The sequence below is a fragment of the Streptomyces sp. NPDC035033 genome, assembly GCF_040636735.1.
Classification (GTDB): Bacteria; Actinomycetota; Actinomycetes; order Streptomycetales; family Streptomycetaceae; genus Streptomyces.
Window position 1 is genome coordinate 97,565 of the sequence record NZ_JBEZUZ010000009.1, and the last position, 15,964, is coordinate 113,528.

14 protein-coding genes are annotated in these 15,964 nt (G+C 74.7%); 11 read left to right on the top strand and 3 right to left on the bottom strand.

What is annotated here, in order from left to right; all coding sequences use genetic code 11:
- Positions 1-46: 46 nt before the first annotated feature.
- Positions 47-721: a lysophospholipid acyltransferase family protein gene (locus tag AB0E83_RS06555; RefSeq protein WP_362106829.1), complete on the bottom strand. Its 675-nt coding sequence runs from the start codon at positions 719-721 to the stop codon at positions 47-49.
- A gap of 223 nt (positions 722-944) precedes the next feature.
- On the opposite strand from AB0E83_RS06555, the gene AB0E83_RS06560 reads away from it, so the two are divergent.
- The 3 genes from AB0E83_RS06560 to AB0E83_RS06570 all read left to right on the top strand — a co-directional run bounded on the left by AB0E83_RS06560 (position 945) and on the right by AB0E83_RS06570 (position 3,285).
- Entirely contained in the window at positions 945-2,129 is a 1,185-nt protein-coding gene (locus AB0E83_RS06560) for a glycerophosphodiester phosphodiesterase (protein ID WP_362106832.1), read from the top strand.
- Between the two features lie 90 nt (positions 2,130-2,219).
- Positions 2,220-2,780 carry a sigma-70 family RNA polymerase sigma factor gene (locus AB0E83_RS06565; RefSeq protein WP_362106835.1) on the top strand — a complete coding sequence of 187 codons (561 nt, stop codon included), beginning with the start codon at positions 2,220-2,222 and terminating at the stop codon, positions 2,778-2,780.
- A gap of 25 nt (positions 2,781-2,805) precedes the next feature.
- Positions 2,806-3,285 (top strand): GNAT family N-acetyltransferase, encoded by a 480-nt coding sequence (locus AB0E83_RS06570; RefSeq protein ID WP_362106838.1) that lies wholly within the window; start codon positions 2,806-2,808, stop codon positions 3,283-3,285.
- Positions 3,286-3,298: 13 nt separating this feature from the next.
- On the opposite strand, the gene AB0E83_RS06575 is transcribed toward AB0E83_RS06570, so the two are convergent.
- Both AB0E83_RS06575 and AB0E83_RS06580 read right to left on the bottom strand, forming a co-directional pair.
- Positions 3,299-3,727, bottom strand: a complete 429-nt coding sequence (locus AB0E83_RS06575) for a hypothetical protein (protein ID WP_362106841.1) — start codon at positions 3,725-3,727, stop codon at positions 3,299-3,301.
- A 2-nt stretch (positions 3,728-3,729) separates the two neighbouring features.
- Positions 3,730-4,092, bottom strand: coding sequence for a hypothetical protein (locus AB0E83_RS06580; RefSeq protein ID WP_362106844.1), 363 nt, complete (start codon positions 4,090-4,092; stop codon positions 3,730-3,732).
- Positions 4,093-4,634: 542 nt separating this feature from the next.
- Between AB0E83_RS06580 and AB0E83_RS06585 the strand changes: the two genes are divergently transcribed.
- The 8 genes from AB0E83_RS06585 (at position 4,635) to AB0E83_RS06620 (ending at position 15,912) form a co-directional block, all read left to right on the top strand.
- Complete coding sequence (locus AB0E83_RS06585) at positions 4,635-5,705, top strand: ATP-binding cassette domain-containing protein (protein WP_362106847.1); 1,071 nt, start codon at positions 4,635-4,637, stop codon at positions 5,703-5,705.
- Complete coding sequence (locus tag AB0E83_RS06590) at positions 5,702-6,370, top strand: methionine ABC transporter permease (RefSeq protein ID WP_362106850.1); 669 nt, start codon at positions 5,702-5,704, stop codon at positions 6,368-6,370. The genes AB0E83_RS06585 and AB0E83_RS06590 overlap by 4 nt, the downstream gene beginning before the upstream one ends.
- 89 nt (positions 6,371-6,459) lie before the next feature.
- The gene (locus AB0E83_RS06595) at positions 6,460-7,314 is read left to right on the top strand and encodes a MetQ/NlpA family ABC transporter substrate-binding protein (RefSeq protein WP_362106853.1); all 855 of its coding nucleotides are present in this window, start codon (positions 6,460-6,462) and stop codon (positions 7,312-7,314) included.
- Positions 7,315-7,480: 166 nt separating this feature from the next.
- Positions 7,481-8,116, top strand: a complete 636-nt coding sequence (locus AB0E83_RS06600; RefSeq protein WP_362106856.1) for a GNAT family N-acetyltransferase — start codon at positions 7,481-7,483, stop codon at positions 8,114-8,116.
- Positions 8,117-8,207: 91 nt separating this feature from the next.
- Positions 8,208-9,431: a precorrin-6y C5,15-methyltransferase (decarboxylating) subunit CbiE gene (gene cbiE / locus AB0E83_RS06605; protein WP_362106859.1), complete on the top strand. Its 1,224-nt coding sequence runs from the start codon at positions 8,208-8,210 to the stop codon at positions 9,429-9,431.
- 313 nt (positions 9,432-9,744) lie between these two features.
- On the top strand, positions 9,745-13,401 hold the full coding sequence (gene cobT / locus AB0E83_RS06610) for a nicotinate-nucleotide--dimethylbenzimidazole phosphoribosyltransferase (RefSeq protein ID WP_362106862.1): 3,657 nt from the start codon (positions 9,745-9,747) through the stop codon (positions 13,399-13,401).
- A gap of 370 nt (positions 13,402-13,771) precedes the next feature.
- Positions 13,772-15,004, top strand: coding sequence for a uroporphyrinogen-III C-methyltransferase (cobA, locus tag AB0E83_RS06615; RefSeq protein ID WP_362106865.1), 1,233 nt, complete (start codon positions 13,772-13,774; stop codon positions 15,002-15,004).
- Between the two features lie 89 nt (positions 15,005-15,093).
- The gene (locus AB0E83_RS06620; RefSeq protein WP_362106868.1) at positions 15,094-15,912 is read left to right on the top strand and encodes an RNA methyltransferase; all 819 of its coding nucleotides are present in this window, start codon (positions 15,094-15,096) and stop codon (positions 15,910-15,912) included.
- Positions 15,913-15,964: the final 52 nt, after the last annotated feature.

The following is a 15,964-nucleotide window of genomic DNA, read 5'->3' on the forward strand; positions in this document are numbered from 1 at the left end:
CCCGGAACCGTTCCGGGGGCGCCCTCGCGCGTACCGAGCCGCAGGGTCACGCGGCTTCCTTCGCCTTCGTGGCGTACATGTCCACGTACTCCTGGCCCGACAGCCGCATGACCTCCGCCATCACCGAGTCCGTCACCGCCCGCAGGACGTACCGGTCGCGGTCCATGCCCTCGTACCGGGAGAACTCCAGCGGCTCGCCGAAGCGGATCGTCACCTGCGCCGGGCGCGGGAAGCCCGCGCCGCTCGGCTGCACCTTGTCCGTGCCGATCACCGCGAACGGCACCACCGGCGCGCCGGTCATCAGCGTCAGCCGGGCCACGCCCGTACGGCCCCGGTAGAGCCGGCCGTCGGGGGAGCGGGTGCCCTCCGGGTAGATCGAGAAGATCTTCCCCTCCTCCAGCACCCGGCGGCCCGTCATCAGCGCCGCCACGCCGCCCCGGCCGCCGTCCCGGTCCACCGGGATCATGCCGACGCTGGTGAAGAACCAGGCCATCAGCCGGCCCTTGAGCCCCGTGCCCTTCACATACTCGTCCTTGCCGATGAAGAAGACCTGGCGGTCCAGGCAGATCGGCATGATCATCGAGTCGATGAAGGTGAGGTGGTTGCCCGCGAGGATCACCGGCCCGGTCCCGGGGACGTTCTCGGCGCCCTCGACGCGGGGGCGGAACATCAGACGCAGGATCGGACCGAGGGTGGCCTTGACGATCGCGTGACGGGACAACGGTTCCTCCGGTGTCGGGCGGGCGGCTCCGGAGAGCCGACGGTGCAGCACGGGACGATACTCGCGGGTCACCGCCGACCGCACATCGGGTTCACCGAACGGATACGCGGTGTTGACGCGTGTTTCCGCCGTGTTCCGCCCGGGTCTGCCGTCCGTAGGGGATCCCGGCCTAGCGTCGGCCCCACCCCACGACAGGTGCGGGACATCACACAGGAGGAACTCCATGACCCAGGGCGCACCCCGGACCCCGGCCCGCCGCACGGTGCTCGGAGCGGCCGGCGCCGCCGCGTTCGGCGCCACCGCCGGACTCGCCGCCGGTACGGGCACCGCGCGGGCCGCCGAGACCGGCCGCCCGCAGGACCGGGGCCACGGGCGCGGCCACCGCTCGCTCCCCGTCCCCACCGTCATCGCCCACCGCGGCGCCAGCGGCTACCGCCCCGAGCACACCCTCGGCTCCTACCGGCACGCCCTGGACCTCGGCGCCCACGTCATCGAGCAGGACCTCGTCCCCACCAAGGACGGGCACCTGGTCTGCCGCCACGAGAACGACATCACCGGCACCACCGACGTCGCCGACCACCCCGAGTTCGCCTCCCGGAAGACCACCAAGACGGTCGACGGCACCTCGCTCACCGGCTGGTTCACCGAGGACTTCACCCTCGCCGAGCTGAAGACGCTGCGGGCCAAGGAGCGCATCCCCGGCACCCGCCAGGAGAACACCCTGTACGACGGCCGCTGGACCGTCCCCACCTTCGAGGAGGTCCTGCGCTGGGCCGACGAGGAGGGCCGCCGCCGGGGCCGCGAGATCTGGCTCCACGTCGAGACCAAGCACCCCTCGTACTTCCGCTCGATCGGCCTCGGCCTGGAGGAGCGCCTGGCGAAGCTGCTCCGCCGCTACGGCCGCCACCGCGCCGACTCCCCGACCTTCCTCCAGTCCTTCGAGCCGAGCAGCATGCAGCGGATGGCGAAGCTCGTCTCCACGCCCCGCGTCGTCCTGCTCTGGACCGCCGACGACCGCCCGTGGGACTTCCGGGAGGCCGGCGACCCGCGCACCGTCGCCGACCTGGTCACGCCCGAGGGCCTCGCCTGGATCGCCTCCTACGCCCAGGGCATCGGCCCGCTCCTGGACCTGGTCATCCCCAAGGACGCCGCCGGCCGGCTGGGCACCCCCACCACCCTGGTGCGGGACGCGCACGCGGCGGGCCTGATCCTCCACCCGTACACCCAGCGCAACGAGAACGCCTTCCTGCCCGCCGACTTCCGCAGGGGCACCGACCCGGCCGCCTACGGCGACGCCTTCGGCGCGCTGAAGCGGTACTTCGCGACCGGCATCGACGGCATCTTCTCCGACAACCCGGACACGGCCCTGCTGGCCGCCGCGGACTTCACGGACCCCGGCGCCCGCTGACGCGTGCCACCCGGTCGGCGCCGTACGCCGACCGGGTGGTTCCCCGCCGGCGGCGCAACCGCGCCCCCGCACCGCCGCATCGTCGCGGGCATGACCTCCCCGGAAACCCTCCCCGCCGCCCCGGAGACCCTCCTCGCCGCCCTCACCCCGCTGCTCGCCGCCGAGTCGCGGGCCGAGGCCGCGGCCGCCGGGGTCGAGCCCGGCGACCTCGAACAGGCCGTCTGGCTCCGGCTCCTGGAACGGCTCAGCGCCGACGACGCCCCCGAGCGCCCCGCCGACTGGCTCCGCCGGGCCGTCCGCGCCGAGGCCCGCCGGGCCCGCCGCACCAGCGGCCGCGAACGCCCGTACCACGACGGGGAGACCCGCCCCGAGACGTACGGCCCCGGTCCCGAGGGCTCCGCCCTCACCGCCGAGCGCCGCCGCGTCCTCCGCGCCGCCGTCACCCGGACGCCCGGCCGCTGCCCCCGCCTCCTGAACGCGATGCTCGACCCGGAGGACCCCACCTACCGGGAAATCGCAGGAACGTTGGGTATCTCACAAGGCAGTCTGGGGCCGATGCGTTCCCGTTGCCTGGGATGCCTGCGCAGAATGCTCGCGGCAGAGGTTCCCGCATCCGGTCGACGGGGAAGGGTGCGGGGGACCGATCGGTGATCAGATGAGCGGGAGGCATGCGCACATGGGCCTGAGTGTGACCATCTCGGCGGCGGCCGCGGACGACGCGGAGCAGATCCTGAAGCTCCAGTACCTCTGCTACCAGAGCGAGGCCGAGCTGTACGGCGACTGGTCCATCGAGCCGCTCACCCAGTCGCTCGACGCCGTCCGCGCCGAGCTGGCGCAGGGGTACGGCCTCGTGGCCCGGCTCGGCGACGAGGTGATCGCCTCCGTGCGCGCCCGCGCCGACGAGGACGGCACGGTGCACATCGCCAAGCTCATCGTCCACCCCCGCATGCGGCGCCACGGCATCGGCGGCCGGCTCCTCGACGCCATCGAGCGCCACTTCGCCGGCACGGACGCCGCGCCCAAGCGCTTCCAGCTCTTCACCGGCCACCGCAGCGAGGGCAACCTCCGCCTCTACCGGGCCCGGGGCTACGCCCAGGTCGGCACCCGCGAGATCGGCCCGAAGCTCACCCTCGTCACCCTGGAGAAGGCCGCCTGACGGGCGCCCCGGCTCAGACGGCGCGCGAGCGCCGGAGCCACCAGATGCCGGTGAGCGGCAGCAGCACCGGGATGAAGACGTAGCCGTACCCGAAGTCCGACCAGACCGTCGCGTCCGGGAAGGCGGACGGCTCGACCAGCGTCCACGTCCCCACGACCAGCACGCCCGCGAGCTCGGCGGCGCAGCACACCAGCGCCGCCCTGCGGGCCGCCTCCCCGCCGCGCACCAGGGTGTACGTGATGAAGACGTACACGACCGCCGCCACCGCCGAGAGCGCGTAGGCGAGCGGGGCCCGGTCGAACTCGGTCGACACCTGGTAGATCGAGCGCGAGACCGCGCCCACCGACATCACGCCGTACAGCCAGACGAGCAGCATGCCGGGGCCCTCGACGAGCCGGGTCCGCGTCCCCGTCGTCCCCGCCCGTTCCGTCGTCTCCGCCATGGTCAGCCCACCGTCCAGATGTCGAAGAGACGCACTTCGAGCACGGCGAGCACGACCGCGCCCGCCGCCACCGTCGCCGAGCCCCAGCGGGTCCGCTCGGCCAGCGACATGAAGCCGGCGATCGGCACGGCGCACAGCGCGCCGAGCAGATAGGCGACGAAGATCGTCGTCCCCTCCTCGGCTTTCTCGCCGCGGACCAGCTGCACGATGCCGACGACCAGCTGGACCAGGACCAGGAAGGTCACCACGGCCATGCCGATGAAGTGCCAGTCCTTGGTCGCCTGGTCCCGGTAGGCGGCGAAGCCGCACCAGGCGGCGAGGGCGAGCGCGGCCACCGAAACCGCGACCGTGAGGGCGTCAAGCATGCGCCCGAGGGTATTACGGCCCGAACGGCCCGGTACGCCCGGCCCCGCCGCCGTCGCGGGAAGGCCCCTCCCGCGCCGTGGCCTTGGCCACACCCCGCCCCGCGGGCGGACCCGCCCGGACCCGCTCCCGCGCAGGCGGCACGGGGCCGGGCGGCCTCCGGCACCGTCCGCATCGCGTCTCAACGGCGTCCGGAATGCGGACACCCGAGTTCCGTTCGCGACTGCGCATGCTTTACTTGCAGCCATGACCACGACGAGCAGCCGCATCCTTGCGACCGAGGCGAACACGACGCCCGGTGCTCGTTGTATGTGTCGAATGTGCGCCTTCTGAGGGCCCCCGCCTGAGCCTCGCGCCCCGAAGCGAGACCCCGACGGCCGAGCCGATCCGCACGCCTCCCCGGCGCCGGACCGTGCCCGCCCCGCGCACACCGCCACCCCGGCCGACCGCCGGAGCGGCCCCCGTGCGCCTGACTGTCCGAAAGACGAATGCCCCGTGCACGGCGGACCCACGCGTCGCGCACTCGACAGTGACGGAAACCCCTGTGATCACCACTTCGGGCCTGACCAAGGTCTACGAGTCACGCGGCCGCCAGGTCACCGCCCTGGACGGCGTCGACCTCCACGTCCGCGAGGGCGAGGTCTTCGGCGTGATCGGCCAGAGCGGCGCCGGCAAGTCCTCCCTCATCCGCTGCGTCAACCTCCTGGAGCGCCCCACCTCCGGCACCGTGACCGTCGACGGCGTCGACCTCACCGCCCTCGCCGGCAAGGGCCGCCGGGCCGGCAAGGACCTGCGCCGGGCCCGCAGCAGCATCGGCATGGTCTTCCAGCACTTCAACCTGCTGTCCTCCCGCACCGTCAAGGACAACGTCGAACTCCCGCTGGAGATCCTCGGCGTCCCCTCCGCCGAACGCTCCCGCCGCGCCCTCGAACTCCTCGACCTCGTCGGCCTCGCCGACAAGGCGAAGAACTACCCGGGCCAGCTCTCCGGCGGCCAGAAGCAGCGCGTCGGCATCGCCCGCGCCCTCGCCGGCGAGCCCAAGGTCCTCCTCTCCGACGAGGCCACCAGCGCCCTCGACCCGGAGACCACCCGCTCGATCCTCCAGCTCCTGCGCGACCTCAACCGGCAGCTCGGCCTCACCGTCCTGCTCATCACGCACGAGATGGACGTCGTCAAGACGATCTGCGACTCCGCCGCCCTCATGCAGAAGGGCCGGATCGTCGAGTCCGGCACCGTGAGCGAACTCCTCGCCACCCCCGGCTCCCAGCTGGCGGCCGAGCTCTTCCCGGTCGGCGGCCGCCCCACCGGCCCCGACCGCACCGTCGTCGACGTCACCTTCCACGGCGAGGCCGCCACCCGGCCGGTCATCTCGCAGCTCTCCCGCACGTACAACATCGACATCTCCATCCTCGGAGCCGCGATGGACACCGTCGGCGGGAAGCAGATCGGCCGCATGCGGATCGAACTGCCCGGACGGTACGAGGAGAACGTCGTCCCGGTCGGCTTCCTGCGCGAGCAGGGCCTCCAGGTCGAACACGTCGAGGACCCGCAGGACGAGGGCGCGCCCGTGGTGCCCGCACAGACCGCCGTGCTCGCGAAGGAGAGTGCCAAGTGACCTGGGAAGAGATGCGCCCCCTGCTCGAACAGGGCACGGTCGACACCCTCTACATGGTCCTGTGGGCCACCGTCGTCACCATCGTCGGCGGCCTCCCGCTCGGCATCCTCCTCGTCCTCACCGACAAGGGCGGACTGCTCCAGAACCGGCCCGTGAACAAGGTCGTCGGTGCGATCGTGAACATCGGCCGCTCGCTGCCGTTCATCATCCTGCTGATCGCCCTGATCCCCTTCACGACCTTCGTCGTCGGCACCTTCATCGGCCCGACCGCGATGATCGTGCCGCTCGCCGTCGGCGCCATCCCCTTCTTCGCGCGCCTCGTCGAGACCGCGATCCGCGAGGTCGACCACGGCCTCGTCGAAGCCGTCCAGTCCATGGGCGGCTCCATCCCCACCATCGTCCGCAAGGTGCTGCTCCCGCAGGCCCTGCCCTCGCTGGTGGCCGCCGTCACCACCACCGTCATCGTGCTCATCGGCTACTCCGCGATGGCCGGCGCGGTCGGCGGCGAGGGCCTCGGCTCCAAGGCCGTCACCTACGGATACCAGCGCTTCGACACCACCTTCATGCTCGTCACCGTCGTCGTCCTGATCGCGATCGTCACGATCGTCCAGCTCGTCGGCGACGGCGTCGTACGGCTCCTCGCCCGCCGGGGCCGCACCGCCTGACGGCACCCCAGACCTCTTCGCCACGCGAAGGAAAGAGCCCGGACTCGTTGTCCAGGCGACCACCGCTCCACAAGAAAGAGGCACTCTTCGTGCGTAAGAACACCAAGCTCGCCGCCGGCTTCGCGTCGATCACCGCCCTCGCCCTCGGCCTCACCGCCTGCGGCACCTCCTCGGACCCGGCCTCCGCCGAGGCCGGGGCCGGCTCCGCCGACAAGGCCCTCGTCGTCGCCGCGTCCCCGACGCCGCACGCCGACATCCTCAACTTCGTCAAGGACAACCTGGCCGCCAAGGAGGGCCTGAAGCTGGAGGTGAAGGAGTTCACCGACTACGTCCTCCCGAACACCGCCACCCAGTCCGGCCAGGTCGACGCCAACTTCTTCCAGCACAAGCCGTACCTCGACGACTTCAACAAGAAGAACAAGACCACCATCGTCCCCGTGGTCAACGTCCACCTGGAGCCGCTCGGCCTCTACTCCAAGGGCCTGAAGTCGGTGAAGGACATCAAGGCCGGCCAGACGATCGCCGTCCCCAACGACACCACCAACGAGGGCCGCGCGCTCCACCTCCTCGCCGAGAACGGCCTCATCACCCTCAAGGACGGCGTCGGCACCGACGCCAAGCTCTCCGACATCACCGACAAGAAGGGCCTGGAGTTCAAGGAGCTGGAGGCCGCCACCGTGCCCCGCGCCCTGAACGACGTCGACGCCGCCGTCATCAACGGCAACTACGCGATCGAGGCCAAGCTGTCGCCGCAGAAGGACGCCCTGGTCCTGGAGAAGGCCGAGGGCAACCCGTACGCCAACTTCCTCGCCGTCAAGGAGGGCGACGAGAAGGACGCCCGCGTGCAGAAGCTCGCGAAGCTCCTCAACTCGCCCGAGGTGAAGAAGTACATCGAGGACACCTACAAGGGCTCCGTCATCCCCGCCTTCGGCGCCGTCAAGTAAGGCCGCCGGTACAGTCCTTGAGCGGAAGGCCCCGCCCGCCCCGTCCGGCGCGCGGGGCCTTCCGCGCGTCACCCCCGCGTCCGACCCGGCCATGCGCGCCCCGCGCCGCATGCTGCATGCTGTGCGTTCACGGTCTCAACGGACGGTCTTCGGTACGGAGCTGCGCATGACTACCACCTTTCCGGACATCTCCATCAGCACGGACCGGCTGGTGCTGCGCGCGTACGAGGAGGCCGACATCCCCGCCTTCGTCGAGATGATGAACGACGAACTCGTCACCGCCTGGACCTCCGTCCCCCGCCCGTACACCCGTGCCCACGCCGAGGACTGGGTCCGCAGGATCGCTCCTGCGGAACGGACCGAGGGCCGCGGCATCGTCTTCGCCGTCACCGAGTTCCTCACCCAGCGGCTCGTCGGCACCGTCCACCTCCACGACACCGACTGGCGCATCCGCGCCACCGAGGCCGCGTACGTCACCGCCCCCTGGGCCCGCGGCGAGGGCTACGCCACCGAGTCCGTCCTCGCCGTCGCCCAGTGGCTCTTCCGCGACCGCGGCTTCGAACGCCTCCAGCTGCGCACCGCCGCCGACAACACCGCCTCCCAGCAGGTCGCCCAGAAGATCGGCTGCATCAGCGAGGGGGTCCTGCGGAACGCCTGGATAGCGCGCAGCCTCACCGAGGGCGGCGAGTGGTCCGAGTTCCGCACCGACCTCATCGTCTGGAGCCTCCTCCCCGAGGACCTCGACGGCTTCGCCGACCAGACGGCCGACGCCGGCTACTCCTCCTACGCCGACTGGAGCTGACGGGGACGGGTGGCGAGCCGGTCCCCGAGCCCGGTTACGGGTACGCTCGACCCGCCCCGACCTGCGACGACACCCACAGGAGACAGACGCGATGGCCGACCGGGTCACGGTGATCGGCTGGGACGGCTCGCCCCTCACCGCGGCGGCCCGCTCCGCGCTCTCGGCCGCCACCCTGGTCGCCGGCGCCGCCCACCACCTGGCGCTCCCCGAGGTGCCCCCCGCTGCCGAGCGCGTCCGGCTCGGCAGCGTCGGCCTCGCCGCCCGCCGGATCGCCGGCCACCGCGGCACCGCCGTCGTCCTCGCCGACGGCGACCCCGGCTTCTTCGGCGTCGTCCGCACCCTGCGCGCTCCCGAACACGGCCTGGAGGTCGAGGTCGTCCCCGCGGTCTCCTCGGTCGCCGCCGCCTTCGCCCGGGCCGGGATGCCCTGGGAGGACGCCCGCGTCGTCGTCGCCCACCAGCGCACCCTCCGCCGCGCCGTCAACGTCTGCCGCGCCCACCCCAAGGTCGCCGTCCTCACCTCCCCGGGCGCGGGCCCCGCCGAACTCGCCCTCCTCCTCGACGGCGTCCACCGCACCTTCGTCGTCTGCGAGGAGCTCGGCACCACCCGCGAACAGGTCTCCGTCCTCACCTCCGACAAGGCCGCCGACCACACCTGGCGCGACCCCAACGTCGTCCTCGTCATCGGCGGCGCCGGCGGCACCGGGGCCTTCGCCGCCCCCTGGCTGACCGGCGGCGACCCGGCCGGCGGAGCCGAGCGGGGCTGGGCCGGACGGCCCGGGGAGCACGACCCCGAGGACCGGCCCGGCATCGGCCAGGACCCCACCCTGCGCGCCGTCCAGCTCGCCCGCCTCGGCCCCCGCGCCGGCGACCTCGTCTGGGACGTCGGCAGCGCCGGCGGGACCTTCGCCGTCGAGGCCGCCCGCTTCGGCGCCGCCGTCATCGCCGTCGACGCCGACCCGGCCGCCCGCGCCCGCACCGAGGCCGCCGCCCGCCGCCACGGCGTCCTCCTCCAGACCGTCACCGGCCGTGCCCCGCACGTCCTGGAGAGCCTTCCCGAGCCCGACGTCGTACGGATCGGGGCCGGCGGCGTCCCCGTCGTCACCGCCTGCGCCGACCGCCGCCCCGAACGGATCGTCGCCCACGCCACCACCCGCGACGAGGCCGAGGCGATCGGCTCCGCCCTCGCCGCCGGCGGCTACGCCGTCGAGACCCTGCTCCTCCAGACCGTCGGCCTCGATCCCGCCGACTGGACCGAGCGCGAACGCTCCGTCGTCTTCCTGCTCGCCGGCCGCAGGGCCTCCGGCGCCCCGTGATCCGCCCGCCCTCCGGGGCAGGTAGGCTGGCCGATTGTGGTACCGCACGGGGACGTTCGGCGTGTTGTTCGTCAATGTCCTGAAACAGCGGCCGTCCTGACCCGTTCTCGGCGGTCACCGGCGTGCGGGACACCGGGGGGACCGCGCGACGTGGCGCAGTCCACAGCGCACCGTGGCGGATCCGCCTGCCACGATGGACGCGGGCCGCGACAATGCTTGGGTGTCGACGCGCCTCCGTGCCGCGCGGCGCACGCGCTCGTTCTCGTTGACGGGCGCAGCTCTGAACGAACACAACGATGGGCGAGGGGTACGCATGACGGACACCGGCCAGGTCCCGGGCGAGGGGCTGCCGGAGAACGCAGGCATGGTGGAGCAGCCGGGCATCCCCGCACCGGACGCGTACGCCTTCCTGGACCCCTCCGGCCCCACCCCCGGGCAGCTCCCCGAGGACGACGACATGCTCCTGATGCCGGGCGCCCAGGGCGCCTGGAGCGAGCACCCCCCGGGCGCCGTGCCGGCCCCGCCGATCGCCGTCCCCGCCCCGCCCGCGGTCCCGCAGCAGGGCGCCCCCGAGGGCGCCGCGCAGGAGCCCGCCGCGGCGCCGCAGGCCGCCGCCCCGCTGGGCGACCCGCTCACCGACCCGCTGCCGGACCCCCTCACCGGCCCGCTCCCGGGCGGCCCCGTCCTCGCCGACCAGCTCACCGCCCCGGCCCAGGCCACCCCGGCGCACGGCGTGCCGCTCGCGCCGCAGGCCCCCTTCGGCACCCCGGCGCACGGCGTCCCCGTCGCCCCGCAGGAGCCCGTCGCCACCGCCCACGGCTACGAGCCCGGCATCCTCGACACCGGTGCCCACGAGGCCGCCGGCCGCGACTCCGGCTCCGTCGACCTCGGCGGCGTCCGGGTGCCGCCGCCGGCCGCGCCCGCCCCGTCGCGCCGCCCGCTCCACATGGGCCCGCCGGTCCCCGAGACCGCCACCGGCGGCGTCGTGCGCTCGCTCGCCGACCGGGGCCCGGCCGCGCCGGTGCCCGCCGCGCAGCCGGTCCCGGCGCCCGCTCCCGAGCCCCTGGTGGCCACGGGCCCCGCGCCCGTGCCCGTACGGAACCCGGGACCGCCCACCACCGGGCCCGAGTACTTCGACATCGCGCAGGACCAGCAGACGGCCCCGCAGGGCGCCGAGCCCTGGGCCGCGCAGCCGCAGGAGACCCTGGCGCCCGCCGGGGCGCCGGCAGAAACGGTCGTTCCGCAGAGCGGCGGGTTCGTGCAGGTCGAGGGCTCCCTCCCGACCGCCGAACAGCCCGCCCCGACGCCGACCCCGGCGGCCGGCACGCCGATCGCCGAGCCGGAGCCCGCCGCGGCCGAGAGCCCGGAGCCGACGGCTCCCGAGCCCGCCGAGCCGGCCGTGCCCGAGCAGCCCGTCGAGGCCGTCGCGCCGGAGCAGCCCGTCGAGGCCGTCGCCCCGGAGGCCGCCGAGCCGGTCGCTCCGGAGGCCGTCGAGTCCGCCGAGGGCGTCGAGCCGGTCGCGCCCGTCGCGCCCGTCGCGCCCGAGAACGGGGAGCCCGCCGCGCCCGAGGGCGCCGAGCCCGTCGTGGCCGAGGCCGTCGCCCCCGAGGCCGCCGAGCCCGGCGCGGGGGAGCCCCCGGTCCCGGAGGCCGTCGTCCCCGCCCCGCGCGAGGGCGAGCCCGCCGTGGAGGCGCCGCCCGCCGCCCCGGAGGCCGTGACCGAGGCCGCCGCGCCCGCCGAGCCGGTCGCCCCGGAGGCCGTCGAGGCCGCCGAGGAGCCCGCGCCCGTGGCCGAGCAGCCGGCCGAGCAGCCGGCCGAGGCCCTCGGCGAGCAGGCCGCCGGGGCCCAGGCGCCGGTCGCCGAGGCCGTGGAGCCCGCGCCCGCCGGCGTACCCGAGGAGAACGCCCCCGACGCCCCGGCGGCGGAGGCCCCGCAGCCCGAGGCCCTCCCCGAGCCCCCGGCCGCCGAGGCCGCGGCCGTGACCGAGGCCCCCGCCGCGGACCGGCCGGCCGGCCCGCCCGCCGAGCCGGCCCGGGCCGAGGCCCCGGCCGTCGCCCCCGTGGCCACCGAGCCCGCGGCGGAGCCGGTCACCGAGCCCGTGGCGGAGCCCGTCGCGGCCGCCGCCGAGCCGTTCGCCGACGCCTCCGCCGAGGCGCCCGCGGAGGTCCCCGTGGTGGCCGTCGCCGAGGAGATCCCGGTCGTCGCCGAGGACGCCCCCGAGGCCCCGGCCGAGCCCCGCCCCGCCGCCCCCGGCTACGACGACGCCGAGCGCGAGGCCGTGCTCCGCGTGATGCGCGAGCGCCGCGACATCCGCAACGGCTTCCGCTCCGACCCGATCCCGCACGAGGTGCTGCTCCGCGTCCTGGAGGCCGCCCACACGGCCCCCAGCGTCGGCCACTCGCAGCCCTGGGACTTCGTCGTCATCCGCTCCGCCGAGACCCGGCAGACCATGCACGAGCTGGCCCAGCGCCAGCGCGAGGCGTACGCCAAGTCGCTGCCGAAGGCCCGCGCGAAGCAGTTCAAGGAACTGAAGATCGAGGCCATCCTCGACACCCCGGTCAACATCGTGGTGACCGCCGACCCGACCCGGGGCGGCCGGCACACCCTCGGCCGCTACACGCAGCCGCAGATGGCCCCGTACTCCTCGGCCCTCGCCGTCGAGAACCTGTGGCTCGCCGCCCGCGCCGAGGGCCTCGGCGTCGGCTGGGTCAGCTTCTTCGACGAGCGCGAGATGGTCCGCGAGCTCGGCCTGCCCGAGCACCTGGAGGTCGTCGCGTACCTCTGCGTCGGGTACGTCGACGAGTTCCCGGACGAGCCCGAGCTGATGCAGGCGGGCTGGGCCAAGCGCCGCCCGCTCTCCTGGGTCGTCCACGAGGAGACGTACGGCCGCCGCGCCCTGCCCGGCGAGGAGCCGCACGACCTGCTCCAGGAGACCGTCGCCTCCATCCGCCCGCTCGACGCCAAGGCGCTCGGCGAGGCGTGGGAGCGGCAGAAGCGGATGACCAAGCCGGCCGGCGCGCTCGGCATGCTGGAGATCATCTCCGCGCAGCTCTGCGGCCTCTCCCGGGCCTGCCCGCCGCCGATCCCCGAGCCCGCCGCCGTCGCGATCTTCGCCGGCGACCACGGCGTGCACGCCCAGGGCGTCACCCCCTGGCCGCAGGAGGTCACCGGCCAGATGGTCGCCAACTTCCTCGGCGGGGGAGCGGTCTGCAACGCCTTCGCCAACCAGGTCGGCGCCGAGGTCTGCGTCATCGACGTGGGCGTCGCCACCGAGCTGCCCGCCACCCCCGGCCTGCTGCCCCGCAAGGTCCGGGCCGGCTCGGGCGACTTCACCACCGGCCTCGCGATGACCCGCGAGGAGACGATCGCCGCGATCGAGGTCGGCATCGAGACCGCCCGCGACCTGGTCGCGGCCGGCAACAAGGCGCTCCTCACCGGCGAGATGGGCATCGCGAACACCACCGCGTCCGCCGCCCTCATCTCCGTCTTCACCGGCGTCGACCCGGCCGAGGTCACCGGCCGCGGCACGGGCATCAACGACGAGACCCACGCCCGCAAGGTCGACGTGGTCCGCCGCGCCCTCGACCTGCACCAGCCGGACCCGGAGGACCCGATCGGCGTCCTGTCGCGGATCGGCGGCCTGGAGCACGCCGCCCTCGTCGGCTTCATCCTGGGCGCCGCCTCGCTGCGCACCCCGGTGATCCTCGACGGCGTCTCCACCGGCGCGGCCGCCCTGGTCGCCCGGGCCATCGCCCCCGAGTCGCTGGCCGCCTGCATCGCGGGCCACCGCAGCGCCGAGCCCGGCCACGTCGCCGCGCTCAACAAGCTGGGCCTGCGCCCGCTGGTCGACCTCGACCTCCGCCTCGGCGAGGGCACCGGCGCCCTGCTGGCCCTCCCGCTGGTGCAGAGCGCGGCCCGCGCCATGCACGAGGTCGCGACCTTCGACTCCGCGGGCGTCACCGAGAAGTAGCCCGTACGGCCCCGGCGCCCCTCCCGAGGGAGGCGGCCCGGGGCCGCCCCATGTCCCCCGCACCCCCCTCCGTACCGCCGAGGGACAAGGGTCACAGGGTGCCCACCCCCCGTCACCGATATCGTGGTCACGGGCCGACACCCCGCCCACCAGCCGCTTCACCGCCGCAGCGGCCCCCCAGGACCCGCCCGACCGTTCCCGTCGGGTCCGGCCCGCCCGGCACGCGCGTTCGCCGTACGGCAGAATCGCCCGAGCAGCTCCGCTGCGAGGGCGCCTCCGCCGCACGCCGACCGCACGCACCGAACGACCCGGCCTGATCCGACGCACACGGTCGGACAGGCCCCAGCCCCGTCCGAGGAGCCGCCCGCACATGGCCCAGCACGCCGAGCACCCCGCCTACCCCGTCGGCCTCCGCCTCGCCGGCCGGCGCGTCGTCGTCCTCGGCGGCGGCACGGTCGCCCAGCGCCGCCTGCCCGCCCTCATCGCCGCCGGCGCCGACGTCACCCTGATCTCCCCCTCCGCCACCCCCTCCGTGGAGGCCATGGCCGAGACCGGCGAGATCACCTGGGTCCGCCGCCGGTACGAGGACGGAGACCTGGCCGACGCCTGGTACGCGCTCGTCGCCACCACCGACCCGGCCGCCAACGCCGCCGCCTCCGCCGAGGCCGAGCGCGCCCGCGTCTGGTGCGTCCGCTCCGACGACGCCGAGGCCGCCACCGCCTGGACCCCGGCCACCGGCCGCGGCGACGGCGTCACCGTCGCCGTCCTCACCGGCCACGACCCGCGCCGCTCGGCCGCCGTCCGCGACGCGATCCTGGAGGGCCTGCGGGACGGCTCCCTCGCCGCGCCCGCGCAGCGCGCCCGCGCCCCCTTCGTCGCCCTCGTCGGCGGCGGCCCCGGCGACCCCGACCTCATCACCGTCCGCGGCCGTCGGCTGCTCGCCGAGGCCGACGTCGTCATCGCCGACCGGCTCGGCCCCCGCGACCTCCTGGACGAGCTGCCGCCGCACGTCGAGGTCATCGACGCGGCGAAGATCCCGTACGGCCGCTTCATGGCCCAGGAGGCCATCAACAACGCGCTGATCGAGCACGCCAAGGCCGGGAAGTCCGTCGTCCGCCTCAAGGGCGGCGACCCCTTCGTCTTCGGCCGCGGCATGGAGGAGGCCCAGGCGCTCGCCGCCGAGGGCATCGCCTGCACCGTCGTGCCCGGCATCTCCAGCTCCATCTCGGTCCCCGGCGCCGCCGGCATCCCGGTCACCCACCGGGGCGTCGCCCACGAGTTCACCGTGGTCAGCGGCCACGTCGCCCCCGACGACCCGCGCTCGCTCGTCGACTGGGCCTCGCTGGCCAAGCTGACCGGCACCCTGGTGATCCTCATGGGCGTCGACAAGATAGGGAAGATCGCCGAGGCGCTCGTCGCCCACGGCAAGGCCCCCGACACCCCGCTCGCCCTCGTCCAGGAGGGCACCACCGCGACCCAGCGCCGCGTGGACGCCACCCTCGCCACCGTCGCCGACGTGGTGAAGGCGGAGGAGGTCCGCCCGCCGGCCGTCATCGTGATCGGACCGGTGGTCGCGGAGGACCCGGACAAGCTCACCCGCTGACGCCCGACACCCACCCGCCGGGGGAGGGGCGGCGCCCGCCGCCCGCCCCCGGCATTGGCACCACTCCCCGGACAAGGCAGTATCACCCCGTGGCCGAACTCATCACGATCACCGACCCCGACGACCCCCGCCTCCACGACTACACCGGCCTGACCGACGTCGAGCTGCGCCGCCGGCGCGAGCCCGCCGAGGGCCTGTTCATCGCGGAGGGCGAGAAGGTCATCCGCCGCGCCCGGCAGGCCGGTTACGAGATGCGGTCGATGCTGCTCTCCGCCAAGTGGGTCGACGTCATGCGCGACGTCATCGACGAGGTCCCCGCCCCGGTCTACGCGATCCAGCCCGACCTCGCCGAACGCGTCACCGGCTACCACGTGCACCGCGGCGCGCTGGCCTCCATGCAGCGCAAGCCGCTCCCGGAGGCCGCCGAACTCCTCGCCGGGGCCCGCCGGGTGGCGGTCATGGAGTCGGTCAACGACCACACCAACATCGGCGCCATCTTCCGCAGCGCCGCCGCCCTCGGCATGGACGCCGTCCTGCTCTCCCCGGACTGCGCCGACCCGCTCTACCGCCGCTCGGTGAAGGTCTCCATGGGCGCCGTCTTCTCCGTCCCGTACGCCCGCCTGGACAGCTGGCCGCGCGGCCTGGAGGCGGTCCGGGAGGCGGGCTTCAAGCTCCTCGCCCTCACCCCCGCCGAGAAGGCCACCTCCATGGACGAGGCCGCCCCGCACCGCCTGGACCGGGTCGCCCTCATGCTCGGCGCGGAGGGCGACGGCCTCTCCACCCAGGCGCTGCGCGCCGCCGACGAGTGGGTCCGCATCCCGATGGCCCACGGCGTCGACTCGCTCAACGTGGGCGCGGCCGCCGCCGTCGCCTTCTACGCGGTGACGGCGGGCCGCCCCGAGGCGTAGGCCCCGGCTCCCTTCACGGCCGGAGCCCCGGTACGCGCGCGCGTACCGGGGC